The sequence below is a fragment of the Candidatus Nitrotoga sp. 1052 genome (assembly GCF_927312905.1).
Classification (GTDB): domain Bacteria; phylum Pseudomonadota; class Gammaproteobacteria; order Burkholderiales; family Gallionellaceae; genus Nitrotoga.
Window position 1 is genome coordinate 17,782 of the sequence record NZ_CAKMHQ010000011.1, and the last position, 16,744, is coordinate 34,525.

Below are 16,744 nucleotides of genomic sequence, written 5' to 3' on the forward strand. Positions count from 1 at the left end.
GGTTGTAAATATGAAATCCATAAAGAAGCAATAAATATAAAAAACCTGCGCTCGTAAACATCGCCACGTGCCTCTAGTCTTGAACCCTGCATCTTTTGCCCCTTGCCCCTTGAATCCAAGACTTGCATTGTGGGTCATCGTGGATTGGCCGGTAGCACGGGTCAATGGACACCCCAACGACACGACTCTCGCGAATTTCCCAGCATGAGGCTGAGCGGAAACCTGCTTGCAGGATTAGCAAACTCGATCTGGTCGGCACTGATCGGCTTGGCAGTAGTTCCCTTTTATCTTAAATACCTCGGAATAGAAGCCTATGGTTTGATTGGTTTCTTTGTAACGACGCAGGCATTGCTCTCCCTTCTTGATATGGGATTAGCCCCAACGATTAACCGCGAGGTCGCACGATATTCGGCATCGGGAAATTTGCAGGAAGCAGGGAAGTTGCTGCATACCCTTGCCATTGTCTATTGGAGTATGGCTGGCGCGATTGCTTTATTGATCCTGGTGCTCGCGCCATTGATTGCAGAATACTGGCTGCAGTCCAAACAATTTTCTCCGCAAGCTATTTCACATGCCGTGGTGTTAATGGGGCTGGTAGTGGCGTGCCGCTGGCCGATCGGCTTGTATCAGGGGGCATTGATAGGTGCGCAACGCTTGACGGTATCGAGCGGTATTAATATGGCCATGGTGACGATCGGGAGTTTGGGTGCGGTGGTGGTGCTCGCGTTTATATCGCCGACGATTGAGGCCTTCTTCATTTGGCAGGCATGCGTAGGTCTTGTTTATGCGATCACCATGCGTTCGGCTGCATGGCGAGTAATTGGTAATGCGCAGGTTAACCATTTTGATATTGACAATATTAAACGGGTTTTAAAGTTTTCTCTAGGTGTTAGCGCTATTTCATTTGCAGGGCTTGTATTAACGCAAATAGACAAGCTAATACTTAGCAAGACGTTAGGGCTAGAAGGGTTTGGGCAATATATGCTGGCCACAATAGTGGCAAGCAGCCTCTACATTATAATTACCCCAATATTTAACGCTATTTATCCCAGGTTTTCATCTTTGGTGGCGCAAGAAAATTTTGAAGAGCTATTAAAACAGTATCGCACTGCCAGTCATTTGCTTGCCACTATGTTGTTCCCAGCTGCCATGATAATGGTTTTACTTTCTCAGGTATTAATTCGATTGTGGACGGGCAATACTGATCTTGCGGCAGATGTGGCCCCGTTAGCATCCTACCTATTAATTGGCTATGCATTGCACGGTGTAATGCATATACCGTATGCGTTAATGCTGGCGCAAGGCGAAATTAAATCGATGTCCATAATATATGTTTTGCTAATAAGCATAGTTGTACCGCTTACGATCGTTTTTTCTTTGACCTATGGCGCAGTCGGTGGGGCGATAGCACAGCTTCTGCATTTCATTTTTTATGTATTGTTGGGAACATGGATTATGCATAAAAAATTTTTGAAGGGCTATGCTCGGAATTGGCTGTCTAAAGATGTTGGTATACCACTAGGAATTTCGTTGCTCATTGGCGTATCGGGATATTTTGGCATGCCGATCGTAGGAGAGGTTGTATATGTGAAGCTCTTATTTGGGGTTATTCTTTGGGTTGTCGCGACTATGTTGAGTATCTTGTCATCACAATCATTACGCTCAATTTTTGTTAGGTATTGGAACCAATTTTGTTGTAGGTAACAAGGGGGAGATATGTTTGGAAGGTTGTTTAATTACTTATTAAATACTCGGGATCGTCAGCGTATCAATATTGCATTGAGCAAAGGTGCGGCGATGATGCAAGCTCGTAATATCGATTTGAAACAACCTGCATCGTGGGAGTTTTCAGGTTTTAGCCAGAATGGCGAAGATGGCATACTGGATGTATTACGGAAGAATCTATTGAACAATAATCGTTACTTCATTGAAATTGGTGCCGCAGATGGAATTGAGAACAACACGGGCTGGCTACTTGTCGCCGAAAAATATAATGGCCTGCTGATCGAAGGTAGCGCTCAGCTTGTTGAAAGAGCGAGAAGGACTGTCGTCGGGTATAGCATCGGCGCTGAATGCCACAATATGTTTGTGACAAAGGAAAGTGTGCATGACATGAAGGCGATGGCAATGCACCATGACCCTGATGTGTTCTCGCTTGATATCGATGGCAACGATTATTATATTGCACAAGCCATTCTGGAAGGCGGGTTCAGGCCAAAGATATTTGTGGTTGAATACAATTCTGTCTATGGGCCCGAGCGTAGTATGACCATTGAATATCAGCCTGATTTCGTGTTTACAAAGGCACACCCAACTCATCTTTATTATGGGGTCTCTATTTCAGGCTGGCGGAATTTCTTTGAACGATACGGTTATCGTTTTGTGACCGTGGACAGAAATGGTGTGAATGGTTTTTTTGTAGCCCCTGAGTTCTTTGAGGAATCATTCATAGACGAGGTGCAAGGCTTGATATTTGCTGAGAATCAATATCAATACAAAAAATTCAGGGTGTCTAGTGAAGATCAATTTGCTCTGATTGCAGATCAAAAATTTGTTTTTATCTGACAATACCTATCAACCGCAATTTAATCAGGGCAAAAGAAATGTCAATTTTGCCGCGTTGAGATGGGGGACGTATTGAAGAGGTAATGAAATGGCTAATAACAGTGAATCTATAATATTATGTCTATAAAATTATCCATCTGCATTACAACTTACAACAGAGGGCGATTTATCGGTGAGACTCTGGATTCCATCCTTGGTCAGATGGTGTCTGGTGTTGAGCTTGTCATAGTGGATGGTGCTTCACCGGATAATACTCCTGAAGTGATGGCGCAGTATTTGTTGCGCTATCCTGAAATTCGCTATTTCCGTGAGCAAACAAATTCGGGTGTAGATGGTGACTATGATAAGGCTGTTGGCTATGCAAGGGGAGAATACTGTTGGCTGATGACCGATGACGATCTATTGTGTCCCAAGGCTATATCTCGTGTTCTTGAGTCTATCAATGGAGAATTTGACCTCGTCGTTGTGAATTCCGAAGTAAGAAATGTCGATTTTTCAAGGGTGCTTGAAACTCGTTTACTCAAGTTTACTAGTGACAGGGAGTACGCAACAAAAGATGGAGAAGAATTTTTTTCCGAAGTAGCGAATTATCTTTCGTTCATCGGTGGCGTCGTCATGAAGCGCAGTGTATGGTTGGAGCGGGATCGTTCATCCTATTACGGAACACTGTTCATTCATGTCGGCGTCATCTTCCAGCATCCGCCGATAAACAGGGTCAAGGTTATTGCAGATCCGCTGATAATAATACGTTATGGCAATGCAATGTGGACATCGCGGGGCTTTGAAATTTGGATGTTCAAATGGCCCCGGTTGATTTGGTCGTTTCCCGACTTCTCAGATCAGTCGAAGTTTGCTGTATGTGCCAAAGAGCCATGGAGGCCAATTAAAAAACTCATTTTATATAGAGCTACTGGAGGGTATACCGTTTCCGAATACCGCCATTTTATAGCGGTTAGGACAAAAGGCCTGTCTCGGGTGGTGTATATGGCAATTGCAATGTTCCCTGCCGCCATTGCAAATGTATTTGTCAGTCTTTACTGTGTTTTCGTGAATAGAAATGCTCGTTCAGTATTGTATGATCTTTCACGAAGTCGGAATGCTACCTGGATCAGTCGCTTCTTGGCCCGGTTTCTCTGATAGATACTATGAAAACAGCCTTAATCACCGGTATGACTGGCCAAGATGGCTCATATTTGGCCGAGTTGTTGCTTACCAAAGGCTATCATGTCGTTGGTGCAGTCAGAAACATACAAAATGCCAAAGAGTTGCTTACCACAGCACTAATGCAGAGTGTTGAGTTGGTCGAGTGGAATATGATGGATCAATGTCGAATGACAGAAGTACTAGCTGAATATCGCTCAACGGAGATTTATAACTTGGCCGCCTACTCATCAGGAGCCGGAATGTTCAACGATGCTGTTGATATCGGAGAGGTGAATGGGCTAGCGGTTGCTCGTATCTTGGATGCCATTCGCGCAGTGAATACCAATATTCGCTTCTGCCAGGCATCAAGCAGTGAAATGTTTGGTAATGCACTCGAAAGCCCTCAATCAGAAGCAACGCAATTTCGACCTCGTACCCCATATGGTGCCGCAAAGCTTTACGCGCATTCGATGATTCAGATTTACCGCCAGCACTATGGATTATATGGGTGCTCGGCAATTCTGTTCAATCACGAGAGTCCACGCCGTGGATTAGGTTTTGTTACAAGAAAAATAACACATGCAGTGGCGATGATTAAACTGGGACTGGTGAATGAGCTTTGCCTGGGAAATCTTGATGCGTGTCGTGATTGGGGCTTTGCGGGAGATTCTGTGCACGCAATGTGGCTGATGTTACAACACTCGCACGCGGATGATTATGTGGTGGCCACTGGTGAAACGCACTCGGTGCGAGAGCTGTGTGAAATCGCCTTTGGACATTTCAATTTGGATTATCGCGACTATGTCCGCGAGGACTCTGCTTCATATCGTCCCATTGAATCAGTGCAATTAGTGGGAAACTCCAAGAAGGTGAAAAATCAACTTGGCTGGATACCTGAGGTAGGGTTTCACGAGATGATAAGCATGATGGTGGATGCCGATTTGCGCAAGCTCATTGAGCAGAATCGCGCAAAAGGATAGGGATAAGATAGTGTTCAAAAAAATTGAAAAATGCAGAATTTGTGGCAATAAGCAGCTGGAGCGTGTGCTCGACTTGGGAGAGCAGATGCTGACCGGGATATTCCCGCGCGAGAAGAGTTCAAAAATCACGGCTGGCCCACTGCGTTTGGTGAAATGCATGGGGGGGGATGATATCTGCGGGCTATTGCAGCTTGAGCATTCCTATAATTCTGATGAGATGTATGGCGAGAACTATGGTTATCGCTCCGGCCTCAATGCCAGCATGGTAGCCCACCTCAACGACAAGGTTAAAAAAATCCTTGAACAGGTTGAGTTGCACAAAGGCGATCTTGTTATTGATATTGGTAGTAACGACAGCACTACATTGCAGGCGTATCCGTCCTCTGGGCCGGATCTGGTAGGCATTGACCCGACTGGAATAAAATTTCACAGCTATTACCCACCGCACATTCAACTAATCCCCAATTTCTTTTCTTCAGCTTTAGTGAAAGAACATTTTCCAAAGAGAAAAGCCAAAGTAGTCACTTCGTTCTCGATGTTCTACGACCTAGAAGACCCAACGGACTTTATGCAACAAGTGTATGACATACTTGCAGAAGATGGGATCTGGGTATTTGAACAAAGCTATATGCCAACTATGCTCGAGATGAATTCATATGACACAGTTTGTCATGAGCATGTTGAGTTTTATGCTCTGCGCCAGATTAAATGGATGGCTGACAGAGTGGGCTTCAAGATTATTGATGTGGAGTTCAATGAAGCTAATGGTGGTAGCTTCTCAATCACGGTATCGAAATCGCATGGCGATTTAACACCAGCTCCTTTGGTGAAGAAGATTCTCGATCACGAACTCGCAGATGGGCTAGATACGCTCGTGCCTTATCAAAAATTTGCGGAACGTGTAGCTAAAACGAAGCACGATTTACTGGCTTTCATCAAAACAGCTCATGCAGAAAAGAAAACTGTCGCCGCACTCGGCGCATCTACAAAGGGAAATGTACTGTTGCAATACTGCGGAGTGTCAGAAAAAGATATTTCGTTTGTTGGCGAGGTTAACCCAGAAAAATATGACTGCTACACCCCAGGCACATGGATCCCCATCATTCCAGAAGCAGAGTTACTATCGCAAAAACCGGATTACCTAATCGTGTTGCCATGGCATTTTAGAAAATTCTTCCTGGAGAATGGTAAATATAGAGGAGTAAACTTGGTGTTTCCGCTCCCAAACATCGAGATTGTTAAACGATAAGTGTATTTGAGACTTAAAAGTGGCGATGTAATAATTAAATTAAGAGGCATAAAAATCCCTTATTCAGGTAGATTTGTCAAGGGTGGAGCTAAACGATGACGCCAGAGGTATCCAAGCCAAATAAGGTCACAGTACTACTTTCTACATACAATGGAAGCAAGTATCTTCAGCAGCAGCTGAATTCATTGTATGAGCAAACCTATCCAAATATTAGGATTTTGGTAAGGGATGATGGATCGTCAGATTCAACAAGAAACATTTTAGAAAATGAGCAATTAAGTGGGCGTATAGATATATTAAGAGGGCATAAAAACCTGGGCCCAGCTCTGAGTTTCTTTGAATTACTGCATAACGCTGCGCTAACTGAAACAGAATACGTTGCTTTTTGTGATCAAGATGATGTTTGGCATCCTCATAAAATTGCGCACGCAGTTTCAGCTCTTGTGGTAGTCACCGATAACCGCCCGGCATTATTTTGCTCCAGGTTAGAAATTGTTGATGAACAGTTAAACCATATTGGATTTACCAATACACCAAGAAAAGTCGGTTTTGGCAATGCTCTAGTTGAAAATGTTGCTACCGGCTGTACGATGGTACTTAATCGAAAAGCAGTGGAACTTATTTGTAAGCATCTTCCAAGTAAAGTGTTGATGCATGATTGGTGGTGTTATTTAGTTCTATCTTGTTTTGGCGAAATAATTTTTGATAGTAACGCCAATATAAAATATCGACAGCACGGCAATAACACGATTGGTGCAACCGTGAATATGTTTGATGAATTAAAAAGAAAACTGCATAGATTTATTTACAGCGGAAAAGGATTGCTTTGGTTGCAGGCTTCTGTTTTTTCAAATATGTTTGAAAATGGCATTCCGATATCTCAAAGGCTAGTTCTCAATAAATTCATCGCAGCAAAATCATCATTGTGGTGTCGTGTTCAGTTAGTGTTATCCAAGGAAATATGGCGGCAAAAATGGTTTGATAACTTGATCTTGCGATTCATTATATTTATTAATCGAATTTGAGCTCGGCGATAACCGGCATTGTAATCCGCTGAGAATTGATGATCTTGCTTAATTTTTTTTCTTCCTGAGGATGCTTGTGATTGGCGCTCCTAACCTGCGGAATAAAATTTATGAGTAAGAGTCTAATTGCGAGGCAAGTTACTCGAGAGTCTCAGGTTCATTATTTGTGATGGACAAAATAGCTGCGCAGCAATTGCCTGAAATTTCCATTTCTGTTGTCAGCCATGCACAAATTCAGTTGATTGAATGTCTGCTGCATGATATCAATCAGCATTGCCGGGCCTCATTGATCGAATTGATTCTCACACTTAACCTGGATGAGATATTGCCGTTCGCAGCAGATAGATTTGAATTTCCAATAAAGGTTATTCGCAACCCCATTCCTATGGGATTCGCGACCAATCACAATCAAGCATTTACATACGCAGAGGGACGGTTTTTTTGTGTAATGAATCCGGATATCCGGTTGAATGGCGACCCATTTAAGGCTTTGCTTGCGTGTCTACAGGATTCTGCAGTTGGCGTGGCAGCGCCGCTCATATTGAGTACGAGCGGCGAGATAGAAGATAGTGCCCGTCGTTTTCCGACACCTCTCAAGATATTTTGCAAAGCATTTGGCAGATGTAGAGGCAGCGACTATCTTGTAAAAGATACTCCGATCTTTCCTGATTGGGTTGGCGGGATGTTTATGTTATTCCCGCGCGACGTATTCAAAAAGTTAGGTGGATTTGATCAGCGATACTTTCTTTATTATGAAGACGTAGATTTATGCGCCAGGCTGAGATTAAAGGGTTATGAAGTGGCCGTATGTCCTGATGCCAAGGTAATTCATCTTGCACGCAGGAGTAGTCATCACAGTTTCAAGTACTTGAAGTGGCATCTTATGAGCATGATGCGATTTTTTTGCTCCTCCTTGTTTTTAAAAATATTCTGGTTGCGTTTGACAAAAAAAACCCCATGAACAAATGCACGATGAAAGCTTACCCAACTTAATCATGCTTAATCGTTGGTTATTATCATGAAATTTATGATTTCCGGGGCTGGCGGCTTTGTTGGTAAAGCACTCTGTGCTGAATTGTTCCGGCTAGGACAATCTGTAAGCGCGGCGGTGCGTTCAGGGAATTCATTGATTGAAAATACTGAAGTCATAGTCGTCGGCGCAATTGATAGTGAAACGAATTGGGCTGATGCATTACGCGATGTGGATGTAGTGATTCATCTTGCCGCACGAGTGCATGTAATGCGCGAGAGCGCTACGGATCCATTGGCGGAGTATCTCAAGGTCAACCTGCACGGCACTTCAAATCTCGCTCGGCAGGCTGCTTGTTCTGGGGCGAAGCGGCTCGTCTACGTTAGTTCGATCAAGGTGAATGGTGAGCAGACTAGCGCAACTCAGTCATTTACAGAGTTGGATGAACCCAGTCCACAAGATTTTTACAGTGTCTCGAAATGGCAAGCCGAACAAGCGTTGTGGCGCATTGCCCAAGAAACCGGCTTGGAAATTGTTGTTGTGCGCCCTCCATTGGTTTATGGTCCGGGTGTGAAAGGCAACTTTGCACAAATGCTGGCGGTGGCCGCCAAACATATCCCTTTGCCATTTGCTTCTGTGCATAACCGTCGCAGCCTGATTTATCTGGATAATTTGGTGGATGCCTTGATAGCCTGCTCGACCCATCCTGTCGCCGCAGGCCAGACTTATTTGGTATGTGATGGTGAGGATGTTTCCACTCCGGATTTGTTGCGCCAGTTGCGCAATGCGATGGGATGTCCGGCGCACTTATTGCCGTTCCCGCCAAGCTGGTTAAAAATATTGGGAAAATTATCCGGCAAATCTGATCAAGTCGAACGTTTACTCGGCTCGTTGCAGGTCGATAGTGGTAAAATTCGCCGTGATTTAAACTGGGTCCCTCCTTATACCTTGCAACAGGGGCTGCAAGCGACTGCAGAATCGCACCGACGCTTAGATAAAAAGAGTTAATAAATTTGCTATTTATGCTGTAATTCATTGCTTTTAATAAAGCATACCAATTTAGCCGAGGATTTGTTAAGCAATTTTCCATACGGTAACTACCTCGCATGAAAGTGGATTGCGCGGAAATTATTAATGTTGTTTTAGAGTAAAAGTCTCCATGTCGCATTACGCCCCCCTGATTGCAGCTCTAATCACCATGTTGGTGATCACTATTATCGTATTCAGCAAAGCAGGTAAAAAAATTCAAGATATCCCCAATGAGCGCTCATTGCATGAGGAGCCGATTCCGCGCATTGGCGGGGTTGGGTTGATGGCAGGTCTACTGTCCGCCTGGGCATTGATGGTGATGTCATTAGCTTGGTGGGTGGTATTGCCCATGATTTTACTGTTCGCTGTATCTTTGCTAGATGACGTGCGCGGCCTGCCAGTACGACAACGCTTGTTGGCGCACATCGCTGCTGCTGCAATTCTGGTGTTCGGCTCCGGCTTGCTGGCGCAGGGTGTTGCGCTGGCTTTACTCGTGTTGCTGTGCGTAGTTTGGATGACCAATCTATTCAATTTTATGGATGGATCGGATGGTTTGGCTGGAGGTATGACATTTTTCGGTTTCACGATGTATGGCGTAGCAGCACTGATGCATGGCGCTGATACTCAGGCCATGCTAAATTTCTCAATAGGTGCCGCTGGCTTGGGATTGCTTTATTACAATTTTTATCCGGCTCAAGTATTTATGGGTGATGCAGGATCCATTCCTCTTGGTTTTTTATCTGCCGCGATGGGGTTGTGGGGCTGGCAACTGGGGCTATGGCCTGGATGGTTTCCGTTGCTGGTATTCTCTCCTTTCATCATAGATGCCAGTGTCACTTTGCTGAAACGTATGTTGCGTCGTGAAAAAATCTCTCAAGCACATCGCGAACATTATTACCAACGCTTGGTGCAGATTGGTTGGGGACATCGTAATGTCGCATTAGTTGAATATATTTTGATGTTCGCGGTGGGCGCATCTGCCATTTGGTGTTTGCGTCAATCCACTGAATGGCCATGGCTTCTGTTCCTGATATGGGGGGGGGTGTATGCGGGGTTAATGCTGATTTTGGATAATCGCTGGAAAGCATTTCAGCGAAGCCAGCGTGGCTAAATTAGATTTGCGTACTCTGCTGGCCATGCTGCATGATTTTGTGGCGGCCGCATTTGCCTGGAGCTTGGCTTATCTGTTGCGCTTCAATTTCGAGCCACCACCGCATTTTATTGATGAGATGCTGCATACCTTGGTCTGGGTAGTACCCTTGCAAAGTATTATTTGCTGGCGCTTTGGTTTGTATCGTGGCCTATGGCGCTATGCCAGTGTAACTGACTTGCGCCGAATTTTTTTGGCGGTGTTGACGGCTGCTGCGCTGATTCCCTTCGTGTTGTGGATGTTTCGTATCAGTGCTGTAATACCTCGCTCGGTACTGGTGATTAATCCTGCGTTATTGCTACTTTTAATGGGCGGGAGCCGATTCATTTATCGTCTCTGGAAAGAGCATGGTTTTTATCGCAATCTAAAATTAAATTTAGAGCCAGTGCTGGTGCTAGGAGCAAGCGATGCAGCTGTAGGCTTGTCCAAGGAACTGGCACGCAGCCGCGATTGGCGGCTGGTGGGTTTTCTGGACGATAATGTGGATAAACATGGGCGTATCCTCAATGGGATCAAGGTGCTGGGCGCGCTGGATAGCCTGCCGCAATGGACGGAACGCATGAATGTAAAACAAGCCATTATTGCCATGCCATCGGCCTCGCACCAAGTGCGCAAGCGTGCGATTGAGATTTGTAATCAGGCCAGAGTCAAGGTGCTGACGGTACCGTCATTCGATGACCTTTTAAGTGGACGTGTTGCCATTTCGCAATTGCGTGCCGTGGAGCTGGACGATCTGTTGGGACGTGATCCGGTTCAATTAGATGCGGCCGGGTTGCATGAATTATTCACCAGCAAAACCGTGCTGGTAACCGGTGCCGGTGGGTCCATCGGCTCTGAATTATGTCGCCAGATCATAAACTTCAAGCCACGTACTTTAGTGATGTTCGAGTTGAGTGAATTTGCACTGTATAACATGGAACAGGAGCTGGCCGCGAAATTCGATGGCGTCGACATTGTCTGCCTGATTGGTGATGTGCGTGATGCTGCCCGTCTTGATCAAGTTTTTTCTGAGTATAAGCCTGCGGTGGTTTTTCACGCAGCCGCATACAAGCATGTCCCCCTCATGGAGCAGCATAACGCTTGGCAGGCGATACGCAATAACGTGCTGGGTACATGGTCGGTCGCCACTGCTGCACAGCGTCATGGGGTAGCGAAATTTGTATTGATTTCTACCGACAAAGCGGTCAACCCAACCAATGTGATGGGAGCGAGTAAACGTCTGGCAGAAATGGTATGTCAGGGATTGCAGCAGTCTAGTGGAACGCGCTTCATTATGGTGCGTTTCGGCAATGTCTTGGGCAGCACCGGTAGCGTCATTCCAAAATTCCGCGAACAGATTGCGAAGGGTGGGCCGATTACTGTCACACATCCAGACATTACACGCTATTTCATGTCGATTCCGGAGGCTGCACAATTAGTATTGCAGGCCAGTTTAATGGGCAAAGGTGGAGAAATATTTGTATTGGACATGGGCGACCCAGTAAAAATTGTTGATCTGGCGAATGACCTTATTCGTCTTTCCGGCCTAAGCAAGGATGATATTCGGATTGAATTCACTGGCCTGCGCTTGGGTGAAAAACTGTACGAGGAGCTGCTGGCCGACAACGAGCATACTTTGCCCACCCCTCATATAAAACTGCGCATCGCACAAGCGTGTGAAGTGGACGCCGCATGGCTGGGAAATTTATTAATTTGGTTTAGCGCGCACGCTACGCAGGACGACGCAGAAGTTAAACGTGCCTTGACACAATGGATACCGGAATACTGTCCAGATTCTAATGGCGTTAAGAAGCCAAGATGATACTAAATGCATCGCGCCGCAAATTTACTGCATATATATTCGGCATATAATTCCCAGAGCTTATATTCATAATGCACAGGAAATCCAAAACTGACTGATTGCAAATAATGGCAACCTACGCGGTAGGCGACATACAGGGATGCTACACCGAGCTTTTGCGGTTGCTGGAGCAAATATGCTTTGACCCTGCAATAGATAGGCTATGGCTGGTGGGTGATTTGGTTAACCGCGGGCCCGATTCGGTGAACGTACTGCGTTTGATAAAATCGTTAGGAAATGCCGCCATCACCGTGCTGGGCAACCATGATCTACACTTGCTTGCAGTGGCTGAGGGCGCTGCTAAATTACACCGCTGCGACACGCTGCATGACATTCTTGGCGCGCCCGACCGAGACGAACTTCTGACGTGGCTACGTGCGCAGCGTCTGCTGTATGTGGAGGGTAATTTTGTGTTGGTACATGCCGGCTTGCTACCGAGCTGGACAGTGAGCCAGGCACAGCAGTTGGCGCATGAAGCAGAAGCCGCATTAACGGGTCAGCACTACCACGATTTTCTTGTGCACATGTATGGCAACCATCCTGACCATTGGGAAGAAGACCTCAGCGGTTACGAGCGTCTGCGGGTCATCACCAATGCCTGCACGCGCATGCGCGTTTGCACCCTGAGCGGTGAAATGGAGTTCAAATTTAAGGGTAAGGTTCACAATGCGCCTGAGGGATACATGCCGTGGTTTGATGTGCCAGGTCGCGCCAGCGCCAATGCCACAGTGGTGTGCGGACATTGGTCGGCACTGGGGTTGAAAGTTACCCCTCGAGTCATTGCGCTTGATACTGGTTGTTTGTGGGGTGGCGCGCTTTCCGCCATCCGTCTCGAAGACCGCGAACTGTTTCAGGTACCATGTGTACCCAAACCGATGGCAAAGCTGTGACCGTAATTTTAATTGTTATTGCTTAAAGTTGGGTCCTTGAGAAAGCTTCAGAGATAGTTTTAAAATTGTCGAACTATCTATAGCGGCCTAATTTGCAGTGGTTGATCTTCAACCGTGGCTCGCTGATTATCTGAAGAGTTGAAAGCGACATTTTCAATGTCTTTTTTTGAAACAAAAAGAGCCATTAATGCAATTAATTAACATAAAAATCAAATTGATAACAAATTTTCATGGTGTCTGTTATGATGGCTACCATTAAAATAACAGACAGGGGGAGCGGGGTTTTACTCCGCCCTATGAATAGCAGTAGTGATCGTTTGCTTGCATATATATCTTCCACTGAAATTAGTAAAGGCATAATAAACGGGGAGAAGTCCTTATCAGAGAACTTATTTTGTTATCTGCTCTCCCGTCTTTTCTCCTTACGAATCACCATCGCCCTTTGGCTGTGCGGAAAAGAACGTAGAGGGGGTATTTGTTTACTGTCATCGGTAATTCCCGAGACAATAGCAAACCCAATAACTCGGGCGTTGTGTTTCCGCCCACCTCTCATTTGGCAATACCTCAGCCAAGGCAGCAGTTCCGTTATTTGCATGTTATTTTCTCACCACCATTCTTTCGAATAATCTCATGGATATACTGGTCCTGATAACCCTGATTTTGCTAAATGGGATCTTCGCCATGTCGGAGATCGCCCTCGTGACCGCCCGGCATGCTCGTCTAGCGCGTCTTGCGGCAGACGGCGACACCTCGGCAGAAGTGGCGATGCGTCTGGGCGAGGATCCAACTCGTTTCCTTTCCGCCATCCAGATCGGAATCACCTCAATCGGCATCCTGAACGGTATCGTCGGCGAGGCGGTATTTGCTGCCCCCTTCGCAACATGGCTGCAAACGCTCGGCGTTGATCAGCGCCCAAGCGAGCTCGGCGCAACCGCCTTGGTAGTCGTGGTGATTACCTATCTATCCATTGTTGTCGGCGAACTAGTACCCAAACGCATCGCTCAATTTAACCCGGAAGGGATTGCGCGCCTAGTGGCAAGACCCATTCACATCTTGGCATTAATTACGCATCCGTTCGTGCGATTGCTGTCGGTATCTACTGATGCTCTCCTGAGAATGATGGGAAAGAGCCAGCAAGTGGAGCCTAGCGTAACGGAAGAGGAAATTCACGCAATGCTGGAAGAAGGTTCCGAAGCCGGGATCATTGAGCAGCACGAACATGATATGGTTCGCAACGTTTTCCGCCTGGATGAACGACAAGTTGGTTCCCTCATGATCCCCCGAGCGGATATAGAATATCTGGATATCAACCAGCCATTGGAGGCCAATCTCTTACGCATAGCGCAATCCGATCATTCGCGCTTTCCGGTTTGCCGGGGTAGCTTGAGCGACCTGCTGGGAGTGACTTCCTTTAAGCAACTGTTCAATCAGACCATTAATGGCGGACGCCCCGATCTGACCGCACAGCTGCATCCATGCGTTTTTGTGACCGAATCGTTGACCGGATTGGAACTCCTGGCACAATTCCAAGGGTCGGACACCCACATGGTTTTCGTCATAGATGAGTATGGTGAAGTCCAGGGCTTGGTCACCCTGCAGGATGTATTGGAAGCGGTTACCGGCGAGTTCATACCGCCTGATAATGAGGATCGTTGGGCGGTACAGCGCGAAGACGGTTCGTGGTTACTGGACGGAATGATTCCAGTGCCCGAATTGAAGGATCAATTAGAGTTGAAGTCTGTCCCTGAAGAAGACAAGGGCCGATACCACACACTTAGCGGCATGGTGATGTGGCTGCTTGGGCGGCTACCTAAGGTGGCTGACGTCGTGGTGTGGGAACAATGGCGGCTGGAGGTTGTAGATCTGGACGGTAAACGGATTGACAAGGTACTCGCAAGCCGTTTGTCAGAACCAGCTCAGGTTTCGGACGCTAGCGAAGTGCCCCCGCAGACAGAGCAAACGGATTAAAGAGCTTGTTTTAATTATTAGGCGTTATAGCCTTGACGCTTGCTGGTTAATAAATTTTTGTTTATATGATAAAACGTAAAATCATATAGTTAGGTATAATTATGTTGCTAATGATAGACAACTACGACTCCTTCACCTACAACTTGGTGCAGTATTTCGCCGAGCTAGGCGCAGATGTGGTTGTGCATCGCAATGACGAGATTACACTGGAGCAAATTGAGGCACTACAACCGCAATATATCGTGGTTTCACCGGGGCCATGCACGCCCAACGAAGCTGGAATTTCGGTCGCCACCATTCAGCGCTTCGCCGGACGCATCCCCCTTCTTGGTGTGTGCCTCGGCCATCAGAGCATTGGTCAGTCATTCGGTGGAAAAATTGTTCACGCCAAACAGCTAATGCACGGCAAAACCTCGGCCATCTTTCACAACAACAGTAGCGTTTTCCGCGGTCTGCCTAACCCATTCACCGCTACACGCTACCATTCGCTGGTGATTGAGCGCGCCACGCTGCCCGACTGTCTGGAAATTACCGCATGGACTGAGGACGGCGAAATCATGGGAGTGCGTCACAAAACGATGGCGGTAGAAGGGGTGCAATTTCATCCGGAATCCATACTCACTGAATATGGTCACGAGTTACTTGCTAACTTTTTGCACGGTGAACGCTAATGAACTATGCCAGCCTGCTTAATCGCCTGCTTAATCGTGAAGACTTGCCGCATGACGATATGCACGAGTTGATGCGGAACATTATGGGAGGACAGCTTACTCCCGCTCAAATCGCAGCAGTTTTGGTCGCGTTACACATGAAGGGAGAGACTGTCAGTGAGATTGCGGCGGCAGCGCAGGTAATGCGCGATTTGTCGATCAAAGTGACGGTGCAGGATGATAGACATTTGGTTGATACCTGCGGCACTGGCGGTGATGGTGCGCAGACCTTTAACATTTCCACTGCCAGCGCGCTAGTAGCGGCGGCAGCGGGAGCGCGCGTAGCCAAACATGGTGGACGTTCAGTTTCCAGCACCTGTGGCAGCGCCGATATCCTGGAAAAGCTTGGCGTCAATGTCAACCTTACGCCGCAACAAGTGGCGCACAGTGTGCAGGAACTTGGTGTGGGCTTCATGTTTGCGCCCAATCATCACAGCGCGATGAAATACGCTGCACCAGTGCGGCGCGAACTCGGCGTGCGCACGCTCTTCAACCTGCTGGGCCCGCTTACCAACCCGGCCGGCGCACAGAATCAAGTAATGGGCGTATTTCAGCAGGATCTGACGGTGAAATTGGCGCGCGTACTGCAGCAGCTCGGTAGTCGGCACGTGTTGGTAGTGCATGGAGTAGATGGTATGGATGAAATTTCCATCAGCGGACCAACTTATATTGCGGAACTGAAGGATGGTACGGTACTCGAATACTTGGTGCAACCGCAAGATTTCGATTTACACGCAGCGCCGCTGGATAGCATACGCGTTGCCAATGCCGATGAGGCGCGCACGATATTGTTGTCGGTGCTGGATAACCAGCCCGGTCCCGCACGTGACATCGTGCAGCTTAACGCTGGTGCGGCCATTTATGTGGCGGGGCTGACTGCAACGCTACAAGAGGGTGTAAAAAAGGCCAAGGAAGTTATCGCCAGCGGCGCGGCGAAAAATAAGCTGGAAGCGCTTGCCCATATTCATATTTGAGACTGTGGAAAACCATTTTTTCGGGTGGGTGTAAATGGTTTTCGCCGAACGTGCCTGTTCCCATCCCGATTAATTCCATAGCTTCTACTTTATCAATAAAAATTGGCTTTGCGTCGCCTGTGGTAAATCTGTAGTGGTTGAAAGTAATGTTCCAACAGCATCGATCAACGCTCTGTTTTCGGGATGCTTCTTAATATGGCGGATTCAACTCTGAAGTGCAACTTTTGTAAGTGAATTTAGGTGGCGAGCTG

Annotated in this window: 14 protein-coding genes; all 14 read left to right on the plus strand. The window is 46.8% G+C overall.

Features of this window, described 5'->3' with window-relative positions; translation table 11 throughout:
- Nucleotides 1-204: 204 nt before the first annotated feature.
- The 14 genes from MJ768_RS02070 (at nt 205) to trpD (ending at nt 16,493) form a co-directional block, all read left to right on the plus strand.
- Nucleotides 205-1,704, plus strand: a complete 1,500-nt coding sequence (locus MJ768_RS02070; RefSeq protein ID WP_239287650.1) for a lipopolysaccharide biosynthesis protein — start codon at nt 205-207, stop codon at nt 1,702-1,704.
- A gap of 12 nt (nt 1,705-1,716) precedes the next feature.
- Nucleotides 1,717-2,565 (plus strand): hypothetical protein, encoded by an 849-nt coding sequence (locus MJ768_RS02075; RefSeq protein ID WP_239287652.1) that lies wholly within the window; start codon nt 1,717-1,719, stop codon nt 2,563-2,565.
- A gap of 117 nt (nt 2,566-2,682) precedes the next feature.
- A complete protein-coding gene (locus tag MJ768_RS02080; RefSeq protein WP_239287653.1) occupies nt 2,683-3,702 on the plus strand; it encodes a glycosyltransferase family 2 protein in 1,020 nt (339 codons plus the stop codon).
- Nucleotides 3,703-3,710: 8 nt separating this feature from the next.
- Nucleotides 3,711-4,688, plus strand: coding sequence for a GDP-mannose 4,6-dehydratase (locus tag MJ768_RS02085; protein WP_256449814.1), 978 nt, complete (start codon nt 3,711-3,713; stop codon nt 4,686-4,688).
- Nucleotides 4,689-4,698: 10 nt separating this feature from the next.
- Nucleotides 4,699-5,937 (plus strand): class I SAM-dependent methyltransferase, encoded by a 1,239-nt coding sequence (locus MJ768_RS02090; RefSeq protein WP_239287655.1) that lies wholly within the window; start codon nt 4,699-4,701, stop codon nt 5,935-5,937.
- 95 nt (nt 5,938-6,032) lie between these two features.
- Nucleotides 6,033-6,962 (plus strand): glycosyltransferase family 2 protein, encoded by a 930-nt coding sequence (locus tag MJ768_RS02095; RefSeq protein WP_239287656.1) that lies wholly within the window; start codon nt 6,033-6,035, stop codon nt 6,960-6,962.
- A 169-nt stretch (nt 6,963-7,131) separates the two neighbouring features.
- Nucleotides 7,132-7,923 (plus strand): glycosyltransferase family 2 protein, encoded by a 792-nt coding sequence (locus MJ768_RS02100; RefSeq protein ID WP_239287665.1) that lies wholly within the window; start codon nt 7,132-7,134, stop codon nt 7,921-7,923.
- A gap of 57 nt (nt 7,924-7,980) precedes the next feature.
- On the plus strand, nt 7,981-8,940 hold the full coding sequence (locus MJ768_RS02105) for a UDP-glucose 4-epimerase family protein (protein ID WP_239287657.1): 960 nt from the start codon (nt 7,981-7,983) through the stop codon (nt 8,938-8,940).
- 151 nt (nt 8,941-9,091) lie between these two features.
- Complete coding sequence (locus tag MJ768_RS02110; protein ID WP_239287658.1) at nt 9,092-10,072, plus strand: MraY family glycosyltransferase; 981 nt, start codon at nt 9,092-9,094, stop codon at nt 10,070-10,072.
- A 25-nt stretch (nt 10,073-10,097) separates the two neighbouring features.
- The gene (locus MJ768_RS02115) at nt 10,098-11,912 is read left to right on the plus strand and encodes a polysaccharide biosynthesis protein (protein WP_239287666.1); all 1,815 of its coding nucleotides are present in this window, start codon (nt 10,098-10,100) and stop codon (nt 11,910-11,912) included.
- Between the two features lie 107 nt (nt 11,913-12,019).
- Nucleotides 12,020-12,841: a symmetrical bis(5'-nucleosyl)-tetraphosphatase gene (locus tag MJ768_RS02120; RefSeq protein WP_239287659.1), complete on the plus strand. Its 822-nt coding sequence runs from the start codon at nt 12,020-12,022 to the stop codon at nt 12,839-12,841.
- Nucleotides 12,842-13,471: 630 nt separating this feature from the next.
- Nucleotides 13,472-14,809 carry a hemolysin family protein gene (locus MJ768_RS02125; RefSeq protein WP_256449815.1) on the plus strand — a complete coding sequence of 446 codons (1,338 nt, stop codon included), beginning with the start codon at nt 13,472-13,474 and terminating at the stop codon, nt 14,807-14,809.
- Nucleotides 14,810-14,910: 101 nt separating this feature from the next.
- On the plus strand, nt 14,911-15,480 hold the full coding sequence (locus MJ768_RS02130; RefSeq protein WP_239287661.1) for an aminodeoxychorismate/anthranilate synthase component II: 570 nt from the start codon (nt 14,911-14,913) through the stop codon (nt 15,478-15,480).
- Nucleotides 15,480-16,493, plus strand: coding sequence for an anthranilate phosphoribosyltransferase (gene trpD, locus MJ768_RS02135; RefSeq protein ID WP_239287663.1), 1,014 nt, complete (start codon nt 15,480-15,482; stop codon nt 16,491-16,493). The genes MJ768_RS02130 and trpD overlap by 1 nt, the downstream gene beginning before the upstream one ends.
- Nucleotides 16,494-16,744 lie beyond the last annotated feature (251 nt).

Excerpts from the sequence above, each read along its gene's own strand:
- MJ768_RS02070 (WP_239287650.1), top strand. The coding sequence starts at position 205 with ATGAGGCTGAGCGGAAACCTGCTTGCAGGATTAGCAAACTCGATCTGG.
- MJ768_RS02075 (WP_239287652.1), top strand. The coding sequence starts at position 1,717 with ATGTTTGGAAGGTTGTTTAATTACTTATTAAATACTCGGGATCGTCAG.
- MJ768_RS02080 (WP_239287653.1), top strand. The coding sequence starts at position 2,683 with ATGTCTATAAAATTATCCATCTGCATTACAACTTACAACAGAGGGCGA.
- MJ768_RS02120 (WP_239287659.1), top strand. The coding sequence starts at position 12,020 with ATGGCAACCTACGCGGTAGGCGACATACAGGGATGCTACACCGAGCTT.
- MJ768_RS02100 (WP_239287665.1), top strand. The coding sequence starts at position 7,132 with ATGGACAAAATAGCTGCGCAGCAATTGCCTGAAATTTCCATTTCTGTT.
- MJ768_RS02095 (WP_239287656.1), top strand. The coding sequence starts at position 6,033 with ATGACGCCAGAGGTATCCAAGCCAAATAAGGTCACAGTACTACTTTCT.
- trpD (WP_239287663.1), top strand. The coding sequence starts at position 15,480 with ATGAACTATGCCAGCCTGCTTAATCGCCTGCTTAATCGTGAAGACTTG.
- MJ768_RS02110 (WP_239287658.1), top strand. The coding sequence starts at position 9,092 with ATGTCGCATTACGCCCCCCTGATTGCAGCTCTAATCACCATGTTGGTG.
- MJ768_RS02105 (WP_239287657.1), top strand. The coding sequence starts at position 7,981 with ATGAAATTTATGATTTCCGGGGCTGGCGGCTTTGTTGGTAAAGCACTC.
- MJ768_RS02085 (WP_256449814.1), top strand. The coding sequence starts at position 3,711 with ATGAAAACAGCCTTAATCACCGGTATGACTGGCCAAGATGGCTCATAT.
- MJ768_RS02115 (WP_239287666.1), top strand. The coding sequence starts at position 10,098 with ATGCTGCATGATTTTGTGGCGGCCGCATTTGCCTGGAGCTTGGCTTAT.
- MJ768_RS02125 (WP_256449815.1), top strand. The coding sequence starts at position 13,472 with ATGGATATACTGGTCCTGATAACCCTGATTTTGCTAAATGGGATCTTC.
- MJ768_RS02130 (WP_239287661.1), top strand. The coding sequence starts at position 14,911 with ATGTTGCTAATGATAGACAACTACGACTCCTTCACCTACAACTTGGTG.